Source organism: Streptomyces sp. NPDC056296 (assembly GCF_042268605.1).
In the GTDB taxonomy this organism is placed as follows: domain Bacteria; phylum Actinomycetota; class Actinomycetes; order Streptomycetales; family Streptomycetaceae; genus Streptomyces.
Genome location: NZ_JBHJRX010000032.1, coordinates 31759 through 52967 on the forward strand (window position 1 = coordinate 31759; position 21209 = coordinate 52967).

The 21209-nt window shown below is 74.5% G+C and carries 19 protein-coding genes and 1 pseudogene; 6 read left to right on the forward strand and 14 right to left on the reverse strand.

What is annotated here, in order from left to right; all coding sequences use genetic code 11:
- The first annotated feature begins 21 nt into the window (after window positions 1-21).
- Window positions 22-1392 carry a GNAT family N-acetyltransferase gene (locus ACFCZF_RS23415; RefSeq protein WP_376673309.1) on the forward strand — a complete coding sequence of 457 codons (1371 nt, stop codon included), beginning with the start codon at window positions 22-24 and terminating at the stop codon, window positions 1390-1392.
- Between the two features lie 22 nt (window positions 1393-1414).
- Here ACFCZF_RS23415 and ACFCZF_RS23420 read toward each other — a convergent pair whose 3' ends face one another.
- Entirely contained in the window at window positions 1415-2638 is a 1224-nt protein-coding gene (locus ACFCZF_RS23420; protein WP_376673310.1) for a trans-sulfuration enzyme family protein, read from the reverse strand.
- A gap of 60 nt (window positions 2639-2698) precedes the next feature.
- Between ACFCZF_RS23420 and ACFCZF_RS23425 the strand changes: the two genes are divergently transcribed.
- Both ACFCZF_RS23425 and ACFCZF_RS23430 read left to right on the forward strand, forming a co-directional pair.
- Window positions 2699-3190 carry an Lrp/AsnC family transcriptional regulator gene (locus ACFCZF_RS23425; protein WP_376673311.1) on the forward strand — a complete coding sequence of 164 codons (492 nt, stop codon included), beginning with the start codon at window positions 2699-2701 and terminating at the stop codon, window positions 3188-3190.
- A gap of 78 nt (window positions 3191-3268) precedes the next feature.
- Window positions 3269-4957, forward strand: a complete 1689-nt coding sequence (locus ACFCZF_RS23430) for a DUF885 domain-containing protein (protein WP_376673312.1) — start codon at window positions 3269-3271, stop codon at window positions 4955-4957.
- A gap of 10 nt (window positions 4958-4967) precedes the next feature.
- On the opposite strand, the gene ACFCZF_RS23435 is transcribed toward ACFCZF_RS23430, so the two are convergent.
- The 3 genes from ACFCZF_RS23435 to ACFCZF_RS23445 form a co-directional block, all read right to left on the reverse strand.
- Window positions 4968-5813: an SDR family oxidoreductase gene (locus tag ACFCZF_RS23435; RefSeq protein WP_376673313.1), complete on the reverse strand. Its 846-nt coding sequence runs from the start codon at window positions 5811-5813 to the stop codon at window positions 4968-4970.
- 389 nt (window positions 5814-6202) lie between these two features.
- Window positions 6203-6721 carry an immunity 21 family protein gene (locus ACFCZF_RS23440; RefSeq protein WP_376673314.1) on the reverse strand — a complete coding sequence of 173 codons (519 nt, stop codon included), beginning with the start codon at window positions 6719-6721 and terminating at the stop codon, window positions 6203-6205.
- 21 nt (window positions 6722-6742) lie between these two features.
- Window positions 6743-7219, reverse strand: a complete 477-nt coding sequence (locus tag ACFCZF_RS23445; protein ID WP_376673315.1) for a rhodanese-like domain-containing protein — start codon at window positions 7217-7219, stop codon at window positions 6743-6745.
- Window positions 7220-7355: 136 nt separating this feature from the next.
- On the opposite strand from ACFCZF_RS23445, the gene ACFCZF_RS23450 reads away from it, so the two are divergent.
- Window positions 7356-7802 carry an Lrp/AsnC family transcriptional regulator gene (locus ACFCZF_RS23450; RefSeq protein WP_375905542.1) on the forward strand — a complete coding sequence of 149 codons (447 nt, stop codon included), beginning with the start codon at window positions 7356-7358 and terminating at the stop codon, window positions 7800-7802.
- Between the two features lie 14 nt (window positions 7803-7816).
- Here the strand turns inward: ACFCZF_RS23450 and ACFCZF_RS23455 are convergent, their stop codons facing one another.
- The 5 genes from ACFCZF_RS23455 to ACFCZF_RS23475 all read right to left on the reverse strand — a co-directional run bounded on the left by ACFCZF_RS23455 (window position 7817) and on the right by ACFCZF_RS23475 (window position 13973).
- On the reverse strand, window positions 7817-10810 hold the full coding sequence (locus tag ACFCZF_RS23455; RefSeq protein ID WP_376673316.1) for an AAA family ATPase: 2994 nt from the start codon (window positions 10808-10810) through the stop codon (window positions 7817-7819).
- Window positions 10807-11970: an exonuclease SbcCD subunit D gene (locus ACFCZF_RS23460; protein ID WP_376673317.1), complete on the reverse strand. Its 1164-nt coding sequence runs from the start codon at window positions 11968-11970 to the stop codon at window positions 10807-10809. Before ACFCZF_RS23460 ends, ACFCZF_RS23455 begins: the two co-directional genes overlap by 4 nt.
- A gap of 103 nt (window positions 11971-12073) precedes the next feature.
- Entirely contained in the window at window positions 12074-12700 is a 627-nt protein-coding gene (locus ACFCZF_RS23465; RefSeq protein ID WP_376673318.1) for a YigZ family protein, read from the reverse strand.
- A gap of 17 nt (window positions 12701-12717) precedes the next feature.
- On the reverse strand, window positions 12718-13260 hold the full coding sequence (locus tag ACFCZF_RS23470) for a histidine phosphatase family protein (protein ID WP_376673319.1): 543 nt from the start codon (window positions 13258-13260) through the stop codon (window positions 12718-12720).
- A complete protein-coding gene (locus ACFCZF_RS23475) occupies window positions 13257-13973 on the reverse strand; it encodes a hypothetical protein (RefSeq protein WP_376673320.1) in 717 nt (238 codons plus the stop codon). Before ACFCZF_RS23475 ends, ACFCZF_RS23470 begins: the two co-directional genes overlap by 4 nt.
- A gap of 151 nt (window positions 13974-14124) precedes the next feature.
- Here ACFCZF_RS23475 and ACFCZF_RS23480 point away from each other — a divergent pair, with 151 nt between their 5' ends.
- Entirely contained in the window at window positions 14125-14532 is a 408-nt protein-coding gene (locus ACFCZF_RS23480) for a CoA-binding protein (protein WP_376673321.1), read from the forward strand.
- Window positions 14533-14545: 13 nt separating this feature from the next.
- On the opposite strand, the gene ACFCZF_RS23485 is transcribed toward ACFCZF_RS23480, so the two are convergent.
- The 3 genes from ACFCZF_RS23485 to ACFCZF_RS23495 all read right to left on the reverse strand — a co-directional run bounded on the left by ACFCZF_RS23485 (window position 14546) and on the right by ACFCZF_RS23495 (window position 18976).
- Window positions 14546-15805 (reverse strand): VWA-like domain-containing protein, encoded by a 1260-nt coding sequence (locus ACFCZF_RS23485; protein WP_376673364.1) that lies wholly within the window; start codon window positions 15803-15805, stop codon window positions 14546-14548.
- A 335-nt stretch (window positions 15806-16140) separates the two neighbouring features.
- On the reverse strand, window positions 16141-17430 hold the full coding sequence (locus ACFCZF_RS23490) for an AAA family ATPase (protein WP_376673322.1): 1290 nt from the start codon (window positions 17428-17430) through the stop codon (window positions 16141-16143).
- A gap of 73 nt (window positions 17431-17503) precedes the next feature.
- Window positions 17504-18976 (reverse strand): hypothetical protein, encoded by a 1473-nt coding sequence (locus ACFCZF_RS23495; protein ID WP_376673323.1) that lies wholly within the window; start codon window positions 18974-18976, stop codon window positions 17504-17506.
- Window positions 18977-19137: 161 nt separating this feature from the next.
- Between ACFCZF_RS23495 and ACFCZF_RS23500 the strand changes: the two genes are divergently transcribed.
- The gene (locus ACFCZF_RS23500; RefSeq protein ID WP_376673324.1) at window positions 19138-20361 is read left to right on the forward strand and encodes a 4-hydroxybenzoate 3-monooxygenase; all 1224 of its coding nucleotides are present in this window, start codon (window positions 19138-19140) and stop codon (window positions 20359-20361) included.
- Window positions 20362-20372: 11 nt separating this feature from the next.
- On the opposite strand, the pseudogene ACFCZF_RS23505 reads toward ACFCZF_RS23500, so the two are convergent.
- A pseudogene (locus tag ACFCZF_RS23505) lies at window positions 20373-20480 on the reverse strand (transcriptional regulator); the annotation flags it as partial.
- A 43-nt stretch (window positions 20481-20523) separates the two neighbouring features.
- Window positions 20524-21081 (reverse strand): YbaK/EbsC family protein, encoded by a 558-nt coding sequence (locus ACFCZF_RS23510; RefSeq protein WP_376673325.1) that lies wholly within the window; start codon window positions 21079-21081, stop codon window positions 20524-20526.
- Window positions 21082-21209: the final 128 nt, after the last annotated feature.

Genomic DNA, 21209 nt, shown 5'->3' on the forward strand with positions numbered 1-21209 from the left:
AGTGGGTGCATGAGTCGAGACATGTCTGACGTGACGGACGCCGTGACGCGCCTCTTCCAGCACGGGCCCGTGGTACCCGCCATGCTGCTGGCCTCGGTGGCCACCCTGATCGCCACGGCGGGCTTCCACACCTGGTGGACACGCCGCCACGGGCACGCCCCGCCGACGGACGATACCGGCGCCCGGCCGCCGTCCACGGGGCGGCAGGCCGGGCCGGGCGACGGGGCAGCGCCGGGGGCGGGAGCAGAGGCCGGCTCTGGATCCGGGTCGGCAGCCGGTTCCGAGGCCGATGCGGGCGACAGCGCGCTGTGGCGGATGCGGACGACCGTGCGGGACGCGCCGGGGTCGCTGGCCGTGCTGTGCTCGGCCCTCGCCGACCGGCGGGTCGACATCGTGAGCCTGCAGACGCACCCGCTGGCCGAGGGCACGGTGGACGAGTTCCTGCTCCGTGCCCCGGGTGAGTTGACGGGCTCCGAGCTGGCCGACGTGGTGTCGGCGGCGGGCGGTGCACACACCTGGACCGAGCGGGCGGACGCCCACGATCTGGTGGACGCCCCGACCCGGGTGCTGGGGCTGGCCGCTCGTACGGCGCTGGACGCGGCGGAACTCCCGCTGGCGCTCAGGCAGTTGCTGGGCCGGTGCACCATCCGGTCGCTGCCCGCGGCTGTCGGCGGGCACGCGGCGGACGACGTGCCGCCGGAAGGCGCGCTGGAGGACACCGTGCTGCGGCTGCGCGCGCCGGAGGGCGGGATGATCAGCGTGGAGCGGCCGTATCTGCCGTTCACCCCGGCGGAGTTCGCCCGGGCCCGGGCGCTGGTCGAGCTGGACGCCCGGCTCGGCCCGCGCATTCCGCGCAGCCGGGACGTGCTGACGCTGCCCGAGGGGCACGACATCACGGTCCGCCGGGCCGACACGCGTGACGTTCCGGCGGCGAAGACGATGCACGAGCGGTGCTCGGCGCGGACGCTCGGGATGCGGTACCACGGCCCGGTCGGCGACGCCGACCGGTATCTCCACCATCTCCTCAGCCCGCGCCACGGCCGCACCCTCGCCGTGCAGACCGCCTCGGGGCGGATCGTCGGGCTGGGACACCTGCTGTGGGACGGGGACGAGACGGAGGTCGCGCTGCTGGTCGAGGACGGGTGGCAGCGCCGTGGCGTCGGCGGCGAACTCCTCGGCCGGCTCGTGGCGATGGCGGCGGAGACGAGCTGCGAGAGCGTGTACGCCGTGACGCAGGCGTCCAACACCGGCATGGTCGCCGCGATGCGCGGCCTGGGCCTCCCCCTCGACTACCAGATCGAGGAGGGGACCCTCGTCATCACGGCCCGCCTGGACCCGGCGGCCCGGGCGGCGGCGCGGCTGCCGCACGGGGAGCGGATCGGCAAGGAGTGAGCCGGCGGGCGGTGCCGCGCGGTCACTCGGCCCGCGACAGCGCCTCCCGCAGCGGGATCGCCTCGGCCGCCCGCTCCCCCAGCGCCTGGTCCAGGTCGGCCCACAGGTCGTCGACGTCCTCCAGGCCGACGGACAGCCGCAGCAGCCGGTCGCTCACCCCGGCCTCCCGGCGGTCGTCGGCGTCGACGATGCGGTGGCTGATGGACGCCGGGTGCTGGATGAGCGTGTCGACGCTGCCGAGGCTCACCGCCGGGGTGATCAGCCGGACGCGGCCGATGACCTCGTGCGGATCGCCGTGGACCTCGAAGGAGACCATCGCGCCGCCGACGCGCGGATAGTGGACGCGGGCCACGCGCGGGTCGGCGGCGAGGCGCTGGACGAGCGCGGCGGCGTTCGCGGAGGCGGCCCGCACCCGCACGGGCAGGGTCGACAGACCGCGCAGCAGGAGGTAGCCGGCCAGCGGGTGCAGTACACCGCCCGTGGCGAAGCGGACCTGCCGCAGCCGTCCCGCGAACTCCTCGTCGCAGGCCACCACACCGGCCAGCACGTCCCCGTGCCCGCCGAGGTACTTGGTGGCGCTGTGCAGCACCAGGCGCGCGCCCCATTCGGCGGGGCGCTGCAGCACGGGCGTGGCGAAGGTGTTGTCCACGAGCAACGGCACCGATCCGCAGGCGTGGGCGACGGCCCGCAGATCCACCTCGGCCAGCGTGGGGTTGGCCGGTGACTCCACGAGCACCAGTCCGGTGTCGGGGCGCAACGCGTCCGCGATGCCCGCCGGGTCGGTCCAGGTGACCTCGGATCCGAGCAGTCCGGCGGTGAGCAGGTGGTCGCTGCAGCCGTACAGGGGCCGTACGGCCACGACGTGCCGCAGCCCCATCGAGCCGCGGACCAGCAGGACGGCGCTCAGCGCGGCCATGCCGCTGGCGAAGGCGACCGCGGCCTCGGTGCCCTCCAGCCGGGCCAGCGCCGTTTCGAAGCGGGCGACGGTGGGGTTGCCGAGACGGCCGTAGACCGGCGGGCCCTCCGGGTCGGCGCCGGTGGTGGCGAACGCGTCGATGCGGGCGGCCTCGCCGCGGCTGTCGTACGACGGGTAGGTCGTGGACAGGTCGATGGGCGGGGCGTGCAGCCCCCGGCCGGCGAGATCGTCGCGGCCGGCGTGCACGGCCTCGGTGGCCAGTGCCCTGCCCGTGGGAGCGGTGGTGCGTACGTCGTCGGATGGTGACGTGTGCATGCGCGCAGAGTCCATGGACCGAAGAGTGAACACCGACCGGGCCACGGGGACCACTGACCGTGCTACGTTCGACAGATGGCCGAATCTGTCGTACTGGATCCGGTGGATCTTCATCTGCTGCGGCTGCTGCAGAACGACGCCCGGACCACCTACCGCGATCTCGCCGCCCAGGTCGGAGTCGCCCCGTCGACCTGTCTGGACCGGGTGACCCGGCTACGGCGTGCCGGGGTGATCCTCGGCCATCGGCTCGAACTGGACCCGGCCAGGCTGGGGCGCGGGCTCCAGGCGCTGCTGTCGGTTCAGGTGCGCCCGCACCGGCGGGAACTGGTCGGCCCGTTCGTGGAGCGGATCCGGGCGCTTCCGGAGTCGCGCACCGTCTTCCACCTCACCGGCCCGGACGACTACCTGGTCCATGTCGCGGTCGCGGACATGACGGATCTGCAGCGGCTGGTGCTGGACGGTTTCACCTCGCGGCCGGAGGTGGCCCGTGTCGAGACGCGGCTGATCTTCCAGCAGTGGGAGTGCGGCCCCCTGCTGCCGCCCGCCGCACCCACGGACACGCCCTGAGCGAAATCCGGCCGCCCGCGGTACCGGGCCGGGCAAAGCGGGCTGACGCGGCACCGGTATCCGTATGAGGATGTCCGCATGTCAGAGACCAAGAGCCCGCTGCCCCGCGAGGTCGCCGACGCCTACGTCGACGAGCTCATCGCCCTCGACCCGGTCACCGGTACGTTCCTCGGCGTGCAGGAGAGTTCCAGCCGCCTGCCCGACTTCTCGCCCGCGGGCCAGGAGGCCCTCGCGGAACTGGCGCGGGCCACGCTCGCCCGGCTGGACGAGGCGGAGCGCCGGCCCGGCGGGGACAGCGACGTGGAGCGGCGCTGCGCCCGGCTGCTGCGCGAGCGCCTCACCGCCGAACTCGCCGTGCACGAGGCCGAGGAGGGCCTGCGCTCGGTCGGCAACATGGGTACCGCCGCGCATTCGGTGCGCGAGGTCTTCACGGTGACGCCGACGCAGACGGACGAGGACTGGGCGCGGATCGCCGAGCGGCTGCGCGCGGTGCCCGTGGCGCTCGGGGGTTACCGCGAGTCCCTGGCCCTCGGTCTGGAGCGCAAGCTGTACGCGTCCCCGCGCCCGACCGCCACCTTCGTCGAACAGCTCGGCGAGTGGGCGGACACGGGTGAGGGACGCGGCTGGTTCGAGGACTTCGCCTCGGCCGGCCCCGACGCGCTGCGCGCCGAGCTGGACGAGGCGGCCCGGGCCGCGACCGCGGCCGTGGTGGAGCTGCGGGACTGGATGCGCGACGTGTACGCGCCGGCGATCGAGGGCGCCCCGGACACGGTCGGCCGCGAGCGCTACGCCCGCTGGTCGCGCTACTACAACGGCACGGACCTGGACCTGGACGAGGCGTACGCGTACGGCTGGGCCGAGTACCACCGCCTGCTCGCCGAGATGAAGCAGGAGGCGGAGAAGATCCTGCCGGGCGCCGGGACGCCGTGGGTGGCGCTGGCGCACCTGGACGAGCACGGCAAGCACATCGAGGGCGTCGACGAGGTCCGCGACTGGTTGCAGGGCCTGATGGACCAGGCGATCGAGACGCTGGACGGCACCCACTTCGAACTCGCCGAGCGGGTGCGGAAGGTGGAGTCGCGGATCGCCCCGCCCGGCAGCGCGGCGGCCCCGTACTACACGCCGCCGTCGGAGGACTTCTCGCGCCCCGGCCGGACCTGGCTGCCGACGATGGGCCTGACCCGGTTCCCGGTCTACGACCTGGTCTCCACCTGGTACCACGAGGGCGTTCCCGGTCACCACCTCCAGCTCGCCCAGTGGGCGCACGTGGCCGAGGACCTCTCCCGCTACCAGGCCTCGGTCGGCATGGTCAGCGCCAACGCCGAGGGCTGGGCCCTGTACGCGGAGCGGCTGATGGACGAGCTGGGCTTCCTCACGGACGCGGAGCAGCGGCTCGGCTACCTGGACGCGCAGATGATGCGGGCCGCCCGGGTCATCGTGGACATCGGCATGCACCTGGAGCTGGAGATCCCGGCCGACTCCCCGTTCCGCCCGGGCGAGCGCTGGACGCCGGAGCTGGCGCAGGAGTTCTTCGGCGCGCACAGCAGCCGTCCGGCTGACTTCGTGGAGAGCGAGCTGACCCGGTACCTGACGATCCCGGGCCAGGCGATCGGCTACAAGCTCGGTGAGCGGGCGTGGCTGCTGGGCCGGGAGAACGCCCGCAAGCGGCACGGTGACGCGTTCGACCCGAAGGCCTGGCACATGGCGGCCCTCTCCCAGGGCTCCCTGGGCCTGGACGACCTGGTGGACGAGCTGTCCCAGCTCTGAGCCGGGCCGCTCACCGCCTGAACCCGCCCTCCGAGTCGACGACCTGACCGGTGACCCACTCCGCCTCGTCCGTGGCGAGCCACGCGACGAGGCGGGCCGGGTCGTCGGGCATGCCCCACCGCCCGGCGGGGAAGAGCGCGGCGATGGCGTCGTAGTCCTCGCCGGTCATGTAGTCGGTGTCCACGGGCCCGGGGTTGACCGCGTTGACGGTGACCGCGTGTTCGGCGAGGGTCGTCGACAGTGAGCGCGTGATGGAGGCGAGCGCGCCCTTCTGCAGGGCGTAGGCGATCTCGCCGGGCATGCCGCCGGCGATGTCCTGGCCGGAAGTCATCATCACGACGCGTCCGCCGGGTGTGCGGGGCGGCAGTGCGGCGCGCAGCCGGGCGTGGGCCTGGACGAGCAGCAGTACGGAGCGGGTGTCGACCTGCCAGTGCGCGTCGAGCATGGCGGCGTCGATCGTATCGAGGGTGCCGTCGGAGCCGCTGAGGGCGTGGTTGGCGACGAGGATGTCCAGTCGCCCGCCCAGCGCTTCGGCGGCGGTGGCGACCAGTTCGCCGGGTGCGGCGGGGTCGGTGAGGTCGCCGGGGCCGGCCGTCACGGTGGCGTCCGGGTCGCCGAGCGCCGCGCGCACGGAGGCGACCACGTCCTCGGGCCGGTCGGCGCCCCAGGGCATGGTGGCGTCGTGCGGGACGTGGTGGTGCAGGTGGACGCTCGCCCCGTACGCGGCGAGCCGCCGGGCCACCGCGTGGCCGATGCCGCCGCGCCGGCTGGCTCCGGTGACGAGCGCGGTCCGGCCGCGCAGGGGCAGGGGGTCACGGCGGAGGTCTTCGGGGGCGGGCTGCGGAAGTCGTGGCATGGGCACCCATCATGGCTGGCCCGCCGCGACGACGCAGCCCGATAAACGCGGTGGCTGACGGTCCACCGACCGCGGTGACTGACGGCACGCCGACCGCGGTGGCTGACTGCCCGATGACCGCGGTGGCTGACGGCCCGCCGACCGGCGGTGGTTAACGCCACGCCGACCCCGTGGCCAACGGCCCGCCCACCGCCGTGGCTGACGGCCCGATAACCGCCGTAGCCAACGGCCCGCCGACCCCGTGCCCAACGGCCCGCTAGCCGCGGTGGCCAACAGCCCGCCGACCGCCGTGGCCGACGGCCCGATAACCGCCGTAGCCGACGGCCCGCCGACCGCGGCGGTTAACAGCACCCTGACCGCGGTGGTCAACGGTCCGCCGACCGCCGTGGTCAACGGTCCGCGAGTCGACGCAGTTGTACGACGTTCAGCCAGGTCTCCGGCCCGGGGCGCACCTCGGCCGCACGCACCGCGTACCGGCCGGGATCCAGGGCGACCCGCACGTGGTCGGCACGGTCGCAGGCGGTGCCGGGCCAGGCCGCGTCGAAGAGGAGCACGGGGCCGGGCACCTGCCAGGACACCTCGGGCTCCCACTCGGCCGCGTCGAGGGCGGCGGGGACGCCGGCCAGCACCTCGTCCTCGGAGTCCGCGGCGCACCAGCGGACGAAGGTGCCGTGGTCGGGCAGATAGGCGGTGGAGGCGGGTTCGTCGCCGAGCACCAGGGCCGCGCAGTCGCCGACCGGGAGGAGTCCGACGTGGCCGTCGACCTCGCAGGCCCGGTCGTAGTCGGAGTCCGTCTCCTCGCCGTCGGCACCGGTCCAGAACGGCAGGACCGTCTCCGGGACCGCGATGAGCGGACCGCCGCCCGACTCCACCCACTCCACCGCGCCCGGCTCCGCGTATCGCACCATGCCGCAGAACCTACACGCCGCTCAGCAGCCGCAGTCGCCCGCGTCCGCCGGGGCGGTCAGGGGGTCGGCGGCGCGGCGCTCGGTGCCCTGCCGGGTCTCGTGCGCGAAGCCCTCGCGCACCCAGTACTCGTAGCCGCCGAGCATCTCCTTGACCCGGTAGCCGAGTTCGGCGAGGGCGAGGGCGGCGCGGGTCGCACCGTTGCAGCCGGGGCCCCAGCAGTACGTCACCACCGGCACCGCCGGGTCGAGGAGTCGGCCGGCCTGCTCGGACATGAGCGCGGTGGGCAGGTGGACGGCGCCGGGGACGTGGCCCTGGTCCCAGGACTCGGTGGAACGGCAGTCCACGAGGACGAACCCCGGGTCGCCGTCGGCGGCGAGCGCGGCGGCTACGTCGGAGACGTCGGCGTGGAAGGCGAGGCTCGCCCGGAAGTACGCGGCGGCCTCGGCGGGCGGCGCGGGGGCGGTGCTCAGGACGGGGTTGACGGCGGCGGTGTTCATGGGCGCGGCCTCTCCTCAATTGGATCTCCTGGTGGATCTCCTGGCCAGCAATCTAAGGTCCGCGAGCACCTCCCCAGAAGGCAGAACTCCTGGCCTGTCCCTTGCTGGGCCGGGGATTCCCTGCTACTCATGCCGGATGACCGAGTATTCCCCGGACGCCACCGACTGGCTCATCCTCGACGCCCTCCAGCGCAACGGGCGGGCCAGTTTCGCCGAGTTGGCCCGTGCGGTCTCGATGTCCGCGAGCGCGGTGACCGAGCGGGTGCGGCGGCTGGAGGAGGCAGGGGTCGTCCAAGGGTACGCGGCGGTCGTCGACCCCGAACGGCTGGGGCTGCCGATCCTGGCCTTCGTGCGGCTGCGCTATCCGGTCGCCAACTACAAGCCGTTCCACGATCTGGTCGCCGTCACTCCCGAGATCCTGGAGGCGCACCACGTCACGGGGGACGACTGCTTCGTCATCAAGGTCGCGGCCCGGTCGATGCGGCACCTGGAGGAGGTGTCGGGCCGGATCAGCGCGCTGGGCTCGGTCACCACGAGCGTCGTCTACTCCTCACCGCTCCCCCGCCGGCCGCTGGGCCGCTGAGGCCCCCCGGCCGCTCAGCCGGTACCCCGCTGCCGCAGCACCGACCCGGACCGCCCCTTCACGACCTCCAGTTGGGCGTGTATCCGCCGCCGCAGGTCGGCGACATGGCTGACGATGCCGACGCTGCGGTCCCGCTCGCGCAGTGAGTCGAGGACGTCCAGGACCTCGTCGAGGGTCTGGTCGTCCAGGCTGCCGAAGCCCTCGTCGATGAAGAGGGTGTCCAGGCGGACGCCGCCTGCCTCGTCCGTGACGACGTCGGCGAGGCCGAGCGCGAGGGCGAGCGAGGCGAAGAACGTCTCACCGCCGGACAGCGTGGCCGTGTCGCGCTCGCGGCCGGTCCAGGCGTCGACCACGTGCAGGCCGAGGCCGCTGCGACCGCGCCCGGTGCGGTCGTCGGAGTGGACGAGGGTGTAGCGGCCGGAGGACATGCGCTGGAGCCGCGCGGTCGCCGCGGCGGCGACCTGTTCGAGGCGGGCCGCCAGCACGTACGACTCCAGGCGCATCCGGCGTTCGTTGTCCGCGGAGGTGCCGGCCGCGAGGGAGGCGAGGCGGGCGACTCGGCCGTGTTCCTCACGCAGCGGCGCGAGCCGGCGCACGGAGGTGGTGGCGTGGGCGGACAGCCGGTCCAGTTCGGCGCAGCGGCGGGCGGCGGCGTCGCGGGCCGAGGAGGCGTCGCGCAGGCGCCGGCCCGCGGCAGCGGCGGTGTGTTCCGCCGCGGCGAGGTCGGCGGGCGGCTGCTGGGCCGCGGCGGCGGTGTCGGCCTCGGTGAGGACCGCGCGGACGGCCGCCTCCTCCAGGTCCCATGCGTCGAGCCGGCGTTGCAGCTCACGGTGGGCGGCGTCGTCGAGCAGCGCGGCGGCCGCGTCCCGGGGGGTGTGGAAGCCGGCGCGGAAGGCGGCGTCGGCGAGGCGGGCGTCGGCGTCCTTGAGCCGCTGGGCCGTGTCCTCGGCGACCCGGGCGGTGTCGGCGGCCTCCGTCAGCCGCGTGGCCCGGCGTTCCAGCTGCGTGGCCCGCGCGGCCACGCTGTCGGCGTTGCCGCGGGCTCGCGTCAACTCCTCTTCCAGTGCGGCCCGTTCGTTCTCCAGCCGTTCCCGGTTGCCGACCCGGGAGGCGGCCCGGACGGCGGCCTGCTGCTGGGCGGCGATCCGCTGCTCCCGCTCGTGCTCCGCCCGGCGCAGCCCCTCCTGCGCGGCGTGCAGTCCGGACGCGCTCGCCCGCGCTCGCGCGTACCGCCGTTCCAGCTCCTCGGCCTCTTCGGCCAGCCGGGCGGTGGGCGCGTCCCCGGCCTCCGCGGTGGCGGCGGCGAGTGCCTCCCGTACGGTGCCCAGGCGCCGTTCGGCGTCGGCGCGCCGCTCGTCGGCGTCCTGGTAGGCGGCGAGGGCGCGCTCCTCCGCCTCGCGGTCGACGTGCCCCGCGATCCTGCGTGCCGGGGCGGGGTGTTCGGTGGCGCCGCACACGGCGCACGGTGCGCCTTCGGTGAGGCCTTCGGCGAGTTCGGCGGCGATGCCGTTCAGCCGCTGTTCCTTGAGGTCGAGCCAGTGGGCGCGGGCCTCGACGGCGTGTTCGGCCGAAGCGAGGGCGTGCCGCTGGGTCTCTTCCGTGTCGGCGGCGTACTGGTCGCGTTGCCGGGCCGCGTTCAGCCGCCGCTGTGCCGGGTCGCGCTGTACGGCGAGCTGTTCGGCGCGGGTCGCCGCTTCCTGCGCGGAGTCGACGCCGGCCTGCAGTCCGGTGCGCGTGGCCTCCCAGTCGGCGAGCCAGGTCTCCGCCTCGTGCAGGACGTCCTCGTCGGCGCGCTCCTGCCGGTCCAGTCGAATCCGCTCTGCGACCAGTTCGGCGAGGCGCTGTTCGGCCCGGCGGGCCGAGTCCAGCCCGCCCAGTTCCTCGGCGGCCCGGCGGGCGGCGGCGGCGAGTCCCGCGGCACCGGCGTCCGCGAGGTCCTGGGGCAGCAGAGCGCGCGCGCTTGCCTCCGAGGCCGCCGCCCGCCGGTGTTCGGCGTCGGCGGCGTCCCGCAACTCCAGTGCGGGGCCCACCGCTTCGGCCTTGCGGGCGCGCTCCATGCGTTCCTGCGCGGCGCGGTGGGCGTCGGCCCGCTCGGCCAGCCGTGCGGACCGCTCCCCCGCCTCGGCGAACCGGCGCTGCAGCCGGTCCAGTTCGCGTGCGTCGGCCAGGTCGCGTTCGGCGGCGGCCTGGGCGGACTCGGTGGCCGTGAGCCGGCAGTCGGCGACGGCCAGCAACTCGCGGGCCGTGCTGCGGGCGACGGCGGCGGCTGTGAGGACGGCGTCGGCGAGGCCCGGCTCGCCCGGCGCCAGCTCCGGCAGTTCCATCGTGTCGCCGGCGGCCTGCTGCATCCGGTGAGCGTCGGCCAGCAGCGTGGCGTCCCCCTCGCGCACCTGCGCCTCGGTGGTACGGCGCCGCTCGGCGAGGCGTTTCTCGACCTCGGCGAAGCGCCGGGTGTCGAAGAGCCGGCCGAGGAGCTTGCCGCGTGCCTCCGCGTCGGCGCGCAGGAAGCGCGCGAAGTCGCCCTGGGGCAACAGCACGACCTGGCAGAACTGCTCGCGGCTCATGCCGAGCAGCTGGGTGATCTCCTCGCCGATCTCCTGGTGGGAGCGGCTCAGGTCCTTCCAGGTCCCGGCGCCCGCGTCGTACTCGCGCAGCCAGGACTGGGCCTTGTCGACGGTGGTGCCCTTGCCGCGCAGCTTCGGGCGCTCCCAGGGCGGCTGCCGGGTGACCTCCAGCCGGCGTCCGGCGACGGTGAGTTCGAGGCGCACTTCCGTGCGTGTACGGACGTCGGCGTGGTCGCTGCGCAGGCTCATGCCCTGGCCGCTCTGACGGGCGCCGGGCACCGAACCGTACAGCGCGTAGCAGACGGCGTCGAGGACGGAGGTCTTGCCGGCGCCGGTGGGTCCGTGCAGCAGGAAGAGGCCGGCCGCCGACAGGTCGTCGAAGTCGACCCCCTGCGATCCGCCGAAGGGCCCGAAGGCGGTGACGTCCAGCCGGTGCAGCCTCACCGGGCCACCTCCCGCAGGGTCTCGTCCGCGCGCACCGCGTCGAAGGCGTCCCGCAGCACGGTCTGCTCGTGGTCGTCGGGTCCGGCGCCGCGCACGTGCGTCACGAAGTCCTCCGCGATCTGCTGGTCGCTGCGGCCGGCGAGGCGCCGGGCGTAGGACACGGCCGGGTCGTCCGGGGCCCGCTCGGGGTCGAAGAGGAGGCTCAGCGTGTGCGGGAAGCGGTCGGTGAGCCGGGCCATGGGGTCGGCCGGACGGACCCGGTCGGTGAGGGTCGCCTCGACCCACGCCTCCTCGTGCGGGGTCAGCCCGGGGTCGGCGAGCAGTTCCTCCAGGGTGCCGCGCAGCCGGGCCAGGTCGCGTGGCACCGGGCAGTCGACCCGCTCGGCGGTGACCGAGCCGTCGGCGTCCAGGTCGACGAGCCACATGCTCTTGCGGTGCCGGTGCTCCGAGAAGGAGTACGGCAGCGGGGAGCCGGAGTAGCGGACGCGCTCGGTGAGGGTCTGGCAGCCGTGCAGGTGCCCGAGCGCCACGTAGTCGACGCCGTCGAAGACACCGGAGGGCACGGCGGCCACGCCACCGACGGTGATGTCCCGTTCGCTGTCGCTCTGCTCGCCGCCGGTGACGAAGGCGTGCGCGAGGACGACGGAACGCGTTCCCCGCGCGCGCGTGGCGAGGTCGGCGCGGACCCGGTCCATGGCGGCGGCGAGCACGGCCTCGTGGCCCGCCTTCTCGACCCCGAACTCGGTCCTCACCAGTGCCGGTTCGAGATACGGCAACCCGTAGAAGGCCACTTCACCGTGCGCGTCCTCCAGCACGACCGGGGTCCCGCATCCCGCCGGGTCGGTGCGCAGGTGGATGCCGGCCCGGTCGATGAGTCCGGCGCCCACACCCAGGCGGCGGGCCGAGTCATGGTTCCCGGAGATCATCACCGTCGGCACACCGAGGTCCGCGAGGCGGTGCAGGGCGTCGTCGAACAGCTCGACGGCGGCGAGCGGCGGCACCGCCCGGTCGTACACGTCCCCCGACACGACCACGGCGTCGACGCCGTGCGCGCGCACGGTCTCGACGAGGTGGCCGATGAACCCGGCCTGGGCGCCGAGCATGTTCACCCGGTGGAACGCCCGGCCGAGATGCCAGTCGGAAGTGTGCAGCAGTCGCATGATCCCCGAGACTAACGGCAGGGTCCGACAGCCCGGGTGGTTACTCCCGTTTCGCCCGTCGACCCCGCCCCCTAAGCGTCGTTACGCCCTTTTTGCCGCCCTGTCACGCGTCCCCGTACGCCTCGCCGCCCAGTTCCAACCCGGCCGACCCGGCGGTGGCGTCCGCGAGCCAGGAACGGAACGTGTCCACGTCGGCCTCCGGCAGCCCGATCTCGATGGTGACGGCCTCGGCGTACCGCACGTCGCGCACCGCGCGTCCCGCCGTGCGCAGGTCGTTCTGGAGCTTGCCGGCCCGCTGGTGGTCGACGGTGACCGTGGCCAGGCGGAACCGGCGGCGGGTGAGCGTGCCGAGGTCGTCCAGGGCCTCGCCGACCGCGCCGCCGTAGGCGCGGATGAGTCCGCCCGCGCCGAGCTTGACGCCGCCGTAGTAGCGGGTGACGACGGCGACGACGTAGCGCATGTCGCGGCGCAGCAGCATCTGGAGCATCGGGACGCCGGCGGTGCCGCCGGGCTCGCCGTCGTCGCTGGCCTTCTGTACGGCGGCGTCGGCTCCGATGACGTACGCCCAGCAGTTGTGGCTGGCGTCCGCGTGCTCCTTGCGTACGGCCGCGACGAACGCCTGGGCCTCCTGCTCGGTGGCGGCCGGGGCGAGGGCGCACAGGAAGCGGGAGCGGTTGATCTCGGTTTCGTGCACACCCGCGCGGGCGACCGTGCGGTACTCGTCCTGCATCCGGCCAGCCTATGCGCTCACCGCGGCACGCCCCTCGGCACGGTCATCGCGGTCAGCAGGGCCGCGCCGGGTGCGAGGGCCCGCCAGGTGGTGCCGTGCCAGTCCAGTACGGCGATCGCCGACGTGGGGTACTTCGCGCGGACCCGGTCCAGCGTGTCGTCGAGGGCGTCCCCGGCCAGCGCGAGGACGAGCTCCTCCAGGCCGGGATTGTGGCCCACCAGGAGCAGCGTCTCGATGTCGGCGGGCACCTCGCGCACCGCCTCAAGGAGGTCCGGTACGCCGGCCGCGTACAGGCGCGCGTCGTAGTGCACGGGCGGCGGCGTGCCCCACTGGGCGGAGGCAAGTTCCCAGGTCTGCCGGGCGCGTAGGGCGGTGGAGGACAGGGCGAGGTCGGGCAGCCGGTCGGACTGGGCCAGGGCCCGTCCGGCGGCGGGGGCGTCGCGGCGACCGCGCCCGGCGAGCGGACGGTCGTGGTCGGCGACTCCTTCGGGGCGCGCCGACTTGGCGTGCCGCAGGACGACCAGGCGGCGCAGCGGGCCCGACCCCGGGCGCGCGATCACGCCGGGGCCCCGATGTCCCGGGCGAGGTGCAGGCCGAGGAACCGGTCGGCGTAGGCGTAGGTCTCGAACCGGGCTCCGTCCGGAAGGTCCGCGTCCGTCTCCACCCGGCGCAGGACCCGCAGCACCGCGGGGGCGTCCAGGTCGCCCTCCCAGGCGGCGCGCAGCTGGTCGCGTACCTCACCCGGGACGGGACGCGACGGCTGCCGCGCCCAGGCGGCGACCGCGCGGCGCCAGCGCGCGAGCGTGTCCCGGGCGTCGTCCAGCACGGCCTCGTCGAGCTCCACGCGCGCGTGGTGGTGCCACTCCAGCAGGGCGAGACGCAGGGCGTCGGGGTGGACGGTGGCCGCCTGTCCGGCCGCGTCCACGGGGGCGACGGCGACCGTCGTCCCGTCCGGCGCGACCGTGCCCTCGCGCACGACGTGCACGGCCTGGCCCGCGCCAGGACCGGTGCCGGCCGCGCCGTCCTCGAAGGGCCGGATGCCGAGGGCCGCGGCGTCCGCACGCAGCCCCGCCCACTCGTTCGCACCGGCCAGCAGTGCCCACGTGGGCGTGCCGTCGAGTTCCAGGGCGCGGACCAGGAGGTCGGCGACGAGCAGCACGCGCAGTCCGGTCGTGTCACGGACCGGCGCGTGCGCCTCGACACGGGTCGGCCCCCGTCGGGCGGGGGCGGCGGGGGCGGGCTCTGAGGTCCGGGCGTCGATGATGCGCAGCACGGGGCGAGCGTAGGCGGGACGGGGCGCCTGCGCACAGGGGGCGCGCTCGCCGCCTTCCCCCGCCGCGCGGGGAATCTCCGCGCGGCGCCGTCCGTTGTCCCGACCGGAGGACGCGACACGCGAGTCGTCCAGGAGTACAAGGAGGCCGCCGGTGTACGGCGACGAGGCAACCGTCCGCAAGATCCTCACCGAGCTCGGCGACACCTGGGCCGTGGTGGGTCTCTCGTCCAACCGGGAGCGCGCGGCGTACGGCGTCGCCGAAGTCCTGCGGCGCTTCGGCAAGCGCGTCGTGCCGGTGCATCCCAAGGCGGAGACGGTGCACGGCGAGCGGGGGTACGCCTCCCTCGCGGACATCCCCTTCGACGTGGACGTCGTCGACGTCTTCGTCAACAGCGAACTGGCCGGACCGGTCGCCGACGAGGCGGTCGCGAAGGGCGCCGGGGCCGTCTGGTTCCAGCTCGGCGTGATCGACGAGGCCGCGTACGAGCGGACCCGGGCCGCGGGCCTGGAGATGGTGATGGACCGCTGCCCGGCGATCGAGATCCCGCGACTGGGCTGACCCCCGCGCCGCCTCACCGGCCACCTGTCGGGTCCGACCCGATCTTCACCACGCGCGCCCAGTCGGGCGGTGAGTCCGACACGTACTCGGGCTCGTCCTCGTCCTCGTCCCAAGAACCGTGCCCGCCGTGTCGGGGGAACAGGCCCACCACCGTGCGGCACGGCGGCCGTGTGTCCGGCCAGGGCGTCTGCCCGTCGGTCAGGACCACGACGGCGTCCGGTGCGGGCCGCGCGCGCAGCGCCTTGGCGAAGCCCGTGCGCAGGTCCGTGCCGCCCCCGCCCACCAGCGGGATCCCCTCGGCACGGCACAGGGAGTGCGCCACCCGGGCCGCCGCGTCGCACGGCACCACCGTGACCAGGTCGCGGCGGCCGCCGACGGCGCGGACGATCGCGGCGACCTCGAGAAGCGCACTGCCCAGTTCGGCGTCGCTGACCGATCCGGAGGTGTCGATGACCACGGCGACCCGGGGCGGTCTGCGCCGCAGGCTCGGCAGCACGACGCCGGGCATCGAGGCCGAGCGCCGCGATGGCCGGCCGTACGTGTAGTCCTCGCCCGCGCCACCTGCGGAGGCCGCCGAGCGGACCGCGGCACCCAGCAACTCCCGCCATGGCTGCGGCGGATGGAACGCCCGTTCCGCCCAGCGCTGCCATCCCTTCGGTGCCCGCCCCGGGCGGGCCTTGATGCCCTGCGCCACCCGGAACCGCACCGCGTCCCTCTCCTGCTCGCTGAGCCCGTCCGCGCCGTCCGGCCCGAGGTCCCACTCCCGTTCCAGGCCGTCGGCGCCACTTCCGCAGTCCAGCCAGGCCAGGCTCTCGGTGAGCCGCCCGAGCCGGAACTGGCGCAGGTAGTCCTCCATGAGCTGCCCCTCGGGCAGCTTCAGCAGCGCCGGCTCGACCGCGCCCTCGGGCCGGACCAGTCCGTCGCCGAACACGTCGTCGTTGATCTCGCAGTCCGCGGCGATGTTCATCCGCAGCCGCTCCGCGGGTCCGGTCAGTCCGCGCTCCCGCGCGACCCGGTCACTGCGCCCGTGGTGGTCCCGCAGCAGGTGCGACACCTCGTGCACCCAGACCCCGGCCAGTTCCTCCACGGGCGTCCGGTCCACGAAGACCGGTGAGGCGTAGCACCGCCAGTACCGGTCGACGGCCATCGTCGGCACCCGCCGCGACGGGACGACGTGCAGGGCGAACAGCGCCGTCGCCAGGTAGGGCCGGGCCCTGACGGCCTGCAGCCGGGCGGCGAAGAGCTTGTCCAGGTCGAGCCGCACCGGAGTCACCGGAGCTGGAACCTGGGCCTGGGCCTGGGCCTGGGCCCGAGCCCGCGCCTGGCCCTGGTCCTGGTCCTGGTCCTGGTCCTGGTCCGGGTCCTGGTCCTGGTCCGGGTCCGGGTCCGGGTCCTGGTCCTGGTCCTGGTCCGGGTCCTGGTCCTGGTCCGGGTCCTGGTCCGGGTCCTGGTCCTGGTCCGGGTCCTGGTCCGGGTCCTGGTCCGGGTCCTGGTCCTGGTCCGGGTCCTGGTCCTGGTCCGGGTCCTGGTCCTGGTCCTGCGCGTTCGCCGGAACCTGGGCCTTCGCCGGAGCCTGCGCGTTCGTCGCCGTACTCGACGCGGTGGCTTTCATCGTGCCGCCTTCGCGGCGCCCGCGGTCCGCGCCGTCGCTCGATCCGCTGCCCGGTCCGCGCGCCGGGACAGGGCCATGGCTCCGGCGAGGCGATCGATGGACGCCGGGACGTCCCAGTCCTGCTGCCGCAGGGTGGCGAGCGTGGTGGCGGGGACGACCACGACGTCCGGGGCGCCGGTCTCCATGGCCCGGGCCAGCAGCGCCCACGCCGCGTCCCAGCGGGACTTGTCGGGGTGCTTGCGTACCGCGGCCACCACGCCGTCGAGCACGGCCTGGCGCAGGTCCCCCCGCTCGGGCAGGACGGCGCCCGACGGGTCGGCGAGCAGCGTCTCGGGGTCCGGGAGGTCCATCCGGTCCAGTCCGGCCATCAGTTCCAGCCCGGGGCCGTCGCCCACGGTGCCGCGCACCAACAGGGACAACACCTCCCTGGAGGAGCCGGCCGCGGTCGCGAAGGCGATCAGGCACAGGGTCATCTCCCAGCTCCGTGGCGACGGCCAGGCACCGCCCCGGTGCGTCTCACCGCTCGGCAGCCGGTGCACCAGACCGGGGCGGGCGGTGAGGAACTCGCACACCGCGCGGCGGGCGTGGCGCACGGCGTCCGCGAGGCCGTCCGGATCGAGCCGCGGCAGGGTCGCCCGGGGCCAGATTCCGCCGAGGCCCCGGAGGACGACGTCGTGGTCGTGGGTCCACGAGAGGTGGACGAACCGGTTGGCCAGCGGCGGGCTCAGCTCCCAGCCGTCGGCCGCCGAGGACCGCGGGTTGGCGGCGGCCACGATCCTGACCCCGGGCGGCAGTCGCAAGGCGCCGATCCGCCGTTCGAGGACGAGACGGAGCAGGGCGGCCTGAACGGCGGGCGGAGCGGTGGACAGCTCGTCCAGGAACAGCAGACCCCGGCCGGCCCGTACCAGGCGCACCGCCCAGTCCGGCGGGGCCATCGGGACGCCCTGTTCCGCGGGATCGTCGCCGACGACGGGCAGCCCGGAGAAGTCGGACGGCTCGTGCACGCTGGCGATCACGGTGGTGAGCGGCAGGTCCAGGGCGGCGGCGAGCTGGGTCAGGGCCGCGGTCTTGCCGATCCCGGGCTCACCCCACAGCAGCACGGGAAGGTCGGCGGCCACCGCCAGGGTGAGAGCCTCCAGTTGGGTGTCGGGCCGGGGCTCGGTGCTCGCGTCGCGCAGCAGGGTCAGCAGTTCACCGGCGACGTCGAGCTGGGAGAGGGCAGAGGAGAGGGCGGAGGAGGGAGCGGAGGGGGGAGCGGAGGAGGTCGAGGGTGCATAAGTCTTCATATGTCATCACCTGAGAGTTCGTCGTGGGCGGAAGTCGGTGCGGGGAGGGATGCCTCCCCGGGGCAGGCGCGCGTCAGGCGCGAGTCGCGTAGCGCGGGTGGGAGCGGCCGACGCGGGGACAGTGACGGTCCGCACCGACCCGTCCCGGGCCGGGTTCGTCGAGGCCCGCGCGGAACATCCCGTAGGTGATCCGCCGCAGTGCGGCGGCCTCGAGTTCGTCCCGCAGGGCGCCGTCGCGCAGGCGTGCGGCAGGGCCCAGCAGCGCTTCGACGACGGCGAGGGCGCCGGCGGTGTCGCCGTGGTTGAGGCGTTCGCGAATGTCGGGGAGGCACTCCGGACGTCGGTGCGCCTCGTCGATGACCTGGAGGCAGGGCAGCGGTGTGCCGGTCAGCGCGGCCAGCATCTCCTCGCGGCGGATCTCCGCCGGGTCGTGGTCGAGCGCCGCCAGGGCCCCGTCGACGAGGCCGATCCGGTGCCGTGCTCCCCGGCACTCCACGAGACGGGTCCCTCCCGCCGGGCCAGGAGTCCGGGGCGAGGCGGTCGGCACGTGGTCCGGCACCAGCGCGGAGGCGACCAGCGGATGCAGCCTGTCGGCCTCGATCGCACCGGCGCGCACCAGTTCCAGGTCGGGCGGCACCCAGGTCGCCGCGTCGGGCAGCACCGGCAGCGCGGACGCGGCTCCGCCGGTGCGCGCCTCGCCGATCCGCAGCGCGTGCGGAGCGGCGCCGATCCGGTCCGCGACCAGTTCCAGGGCCAGCCGTCGCCCGGCCCCGAGCCGCACGGTGACGGTGTGGGTGCCGGCCGTCGGCAGGCCCTCGGCCCGGAGCAGGACGACCGCCTCGGCCGCCCACCGGTCGACGGCACAGCGACGCCCAGGAGGCATCGTCCCGGGCAGGCCGGGATGCCCCGGCAGGTCTGGATACTCACACAGGCCGGGATGTTCGGGCAGGCCGGGATGTTGCGGCGGGTCATCGGTGAACGGCAGGTCGGCCCCAGACCGGACCCGCAGTTCATCGGTTCGGCGGGCGTCCCACAGGTGTCGGTGCAGGTCGAGGCGGAACCGCCGGTTGGGCCGGGGGTGCGGGTGCCATGGGACACCGGTCTCCGGGCCGGAGCCGCCGGAGCCGTACCACAGGGCCAGGCTGATCCGCTGGCCGCCTTCCGCCCGGGCGGGCGGGGTCCGGACCACGAGATGCACCGGAGGCGATCCCTCGCGTCCCGCGATGCCGTACCGCGCCAGGGTGAGCGTGAGGCCCGGGCGCAGCAGCCCGTCCGGAGCGATTCTCGGCATGTGCCAGCGCAGCAGGTCGGGAGCGAGGTGGCGCAGATCGGCCCGGACGCGGGCCGCGAGGTCGTGGCCCTGCGTGCGCGCCACGGAACGCAGGTTGAGGTCGACGTCGATGCCCGCGGCGGCGCACGCCCCGGCCCAGTCCCCGGCACGGCGGCGAGCGGTCGCGGTATCGATCATGGACGGCGGCACGGCGAACTCGCGCACGCGCCGCCAGAAGGAGAGACGGGAGTCCCCGTTCGCGGTGTGAGTGAGCATCAGCACTCACCTTGCGCGGACGGGTCCCCCAATCTGAAGAAGGGAGGAGTAGTCATCGCGGGGAGCATAGCCACGCCGACACCGGACTGCCAGGTGTTTTCCGCGCGGAGGGCCGCACGGAGCATTCCCGTGGGCCGCGTGCCGCCGACATAATGTTTCGAGTGAACGCAGCCTCCCCCCGCGCCAACTCCGTTGCCCCACAACGCTATTCGGTCGTCGTCGTGGGCGCCGGGCCCGCCGGGCTCACCGTCGGCAACCTCCTGCGCGCGGCGGGCGTCGACTGTCTGGTCCTGGAGACCGGAACCCGGGAGTTCATCGAGCGGCGGCCTCGCGCCGGGGTCATCGAGGAGTGGGCCGTACGCGGGCTGGAACGGCGCGGACTGGCGCGGAACCTGTTGGAGCGGGCGCAGGCGCACACCGAGTGCGAGTTCCGGTTCGGCGGGGAGCGGTACCGGTTCGAGTACACCGGGCTGACCGGCCGTCACCACTTCATCTATCCGCAGCAGTTCCTGGTGACGGATCTGGTCCGGGAGTACGCGGACGTGCGGGGCGGGGAGATCCGGTTCGGCGTGCGGGACGTCCGCCTGCACGGGCTGGAGTCCGGCCGGCCGTCGGTGTCGTACGTGTGCCCCGATTCCGGTGAACGACGTGTGGTGGAAGCCGGCTTCGTCGCCGGTTGCGACGGTGCGCGCGGGGTGTCGCGGGCGGCGCTGCAGCCCGATCGCGTCCGTGTCGCACGCCACGACTACGGCGTCGGCTGGCTGGCGCTGCTGGCCGAGGCGCCGCCGTCCTCGGACTGTGTCGTCTTCGGCATGCACCCGCGCGGTTTCGCCGGCCACATGGCACGCAGCCCCGAGGTGACCCGCTACTACCTTCAGTGCCCGCCGGGCGACGACCCGGAGAACTGGCCGCACGATCGGGTCTGGGCGGAGTTGCGGGAACGGCTCGACGCGGTCGGCGCGCCGCCGCTCAAGGAGGGACGGCTGATCGAGAGACGCGTCCTGGACATGCACGGCTACGTCGTCGAGCCGATGGCCCACGGGCGCCTCTTCCTGGCCGGGGACGCGGCCCACCTCACCGCCCCCATCGCCGCCAAGGGCCTGAATCTCGCCCTGCACGACGCCTTTCTGCTCGGCGACGGGCTGGTCGCCCACCTCACGAAGGGCGACGACACCGGCCTGTCCGGCTACTCGGCCACGTGTCTTGCCCGGGTGTGGGACTACCAGGAGTTCTCCGAGTGGCTCGCGGAGATGTACCACGGGACGGCGTCGGGCGACCCGTACCGCGCGGGCGCCGCACTGGCCCGGCTGCGGCGCCTGTTCGACTCACCCGTCGCGGCGGCGGCGTTCGCCGAGCAGTATCTCGGCGCCCGTACCAGCGGCTGAGGCTCCATCTCATCGTGGAGCGGCCGATCCCCGAGCCGGTGGTCGGCCACGTTCAGCGCCTCGTCGGCCAGGCGGCGCAGGTGCCCGTCACGCAGCGCGTACACGACCCGCCGTCCCTCCGCGAGTGCTCGACGCCGGCCCATCACACCACCGCGTGAACGGTCAGGCGACGCCCAGCCCCTCCAGCACCTCGGCTCCCGGCAGTTCCGCGAAGGCCTTGCCCGGCACCAGCAGCTTGCCGCGCCGGCGTCCGCTGCCGACGAGGACGTACGGCAGGTCGACCACGGCCGAGTCCACCAGCACGGGCCAGTCGCCGGGCAGGCCGACCGGGGTGATGCCCCCGTACTCCATGCCGGTCTCGCTGGTCGCCGTGTCCATCGAGGCGAAGGAGGCCTTGCGCGCGCCGAGGTGGCGGCGTACGACGCCGTTGACGTCGACCCGGGTGGTGGAGAGCACCACACAGGCCGCCAACGTCGTGCCGCCGCCCCGCTTGCCGGTGACCACCACGCAGTTGGCGGACTGTTCGAGCAACTCGCGGCCGTAGTGCTCGACGAAGGTGGCGGTGTCGGCCCACTCCGGGTCGGTGTCGACGTAGACGATCTGGTCGGCGGGGACGCTGCCGCGCCAGTGGCGTACGGCGTCGGCGACCGGCCGGGTCAGTTCGTCGAGGGCGTCCGGGGCGGGCGTGGCGCTGTCGAAGTTCCCGATGGGTGCGTGCATGGCCGCACGCTAACAACAGCGGTCGGCACGGCGAACGGTCGTCTCAGCGGACGGGCGGCACCCGGAACGCGACCGCCGTGGCCAGCCCTCGGCGGCCGGCACCCGCACCCCGTGGCCAGCCCTCGGCG

Excerpts from the sequence above, each read along its gene's own strand:
- ACFCZF_RS23415 (WP_376673309.1), top strand. The coding sequence starts at position 22 with ATGTCTGACGTGACGGACGCCGTGACGCGCCTCTTCCAGCACGGGCCC.
- ACFCZF_RS23420 (WP_376673310.1), bottom strand. The coding sequence starts at position 2,638 with ATGGACTCTGCGCGCATGCACACGTCACCATCCGACGACGTACGCACC.
- ACFCZF_RS23425 (WP_376673311.1), top strand. The coding sequence starts at position 2,699 with ATGGCCGAATCTGTCGTACTGGATCCGGTGGATCTTCATCTGCTGCGG.
- ACFCZF_RS23430 (WP_376673312.1), top strand. The coding sequence starts at position 3,269 with ATGTCAGAGACCAAGAGCCCGCTGCCCCGCGAGGTCGCCGACGCCTAC.
- ACFCZF_RS23435 (WP_376673313.1), bottom strand. The coding sequence starts at position 5,813 with ATGCCACGACTTCCGCAGCCCGCCCCCGAAGACCTCCGCCGTGACCCC.
- ACFCZF_RS23440 (WP_376673314.1), bottom strand. The coding sequence starts at position 6,721 with ATGGTGCGATACGCGGAGCCGGGCGCGGTGGAGTGGGTGGAGTCGGGC.
- ACFCZF_RS23445 (WP_376673315.1), bottom strand. The coding sequence starts at position 7,219 with ATGAACACCGCCGCCGTCAACCCCGTCCTGAGCACCGCCCCCGCGCCG.
- ACFCZF_RS23450 (WP_375905542.1), top strand. The coding sequence starts at position 7,356 with ATGACCGAGTATTCCCCGGACGCCACCGACTGGCTCATCCTCGACGCC.
- ACFCZF_RS23460 (WP_376673317.1), bottom strand. The coding sequence starts at position 11,970 with ATGCGACTGCTGCACACTTCCGACTGGCATCTCGGCCGGGCGTTCCAC.
- ACFCZF_RS23465 (WP_376673318.1), bottom strand. The coding sequence starts at position 12,700 with ATGCAGGACGAGTACCGCACGGTCGCCCGCGCGGGTGTGCACGAAACC.
- ACFCZF_RS23490 (WP_376673322.1), bottom strand. The coding sequence starts at position 17,430 with ATGAAGACTTATGCACCCTCGACCTCCTCCGCTCCCCCCTCCGCTCCC.
- ACFCZF_RS23495 (WP_376673323.1), bottom strand. The coding sequence starts at position 18,976 with ATGCTCACTCACACCGCGAACGGGGACTCCCGTCTCTCCTTCTGGCGG.
- ACFCZF_RS23510 (WP_376673325.1), bottom strand. The coding sequence starts at position 21,081 with ATGCACGCACCCATCGGGAACTTCGACAGCGCCACGCCCGCCCCGGAC.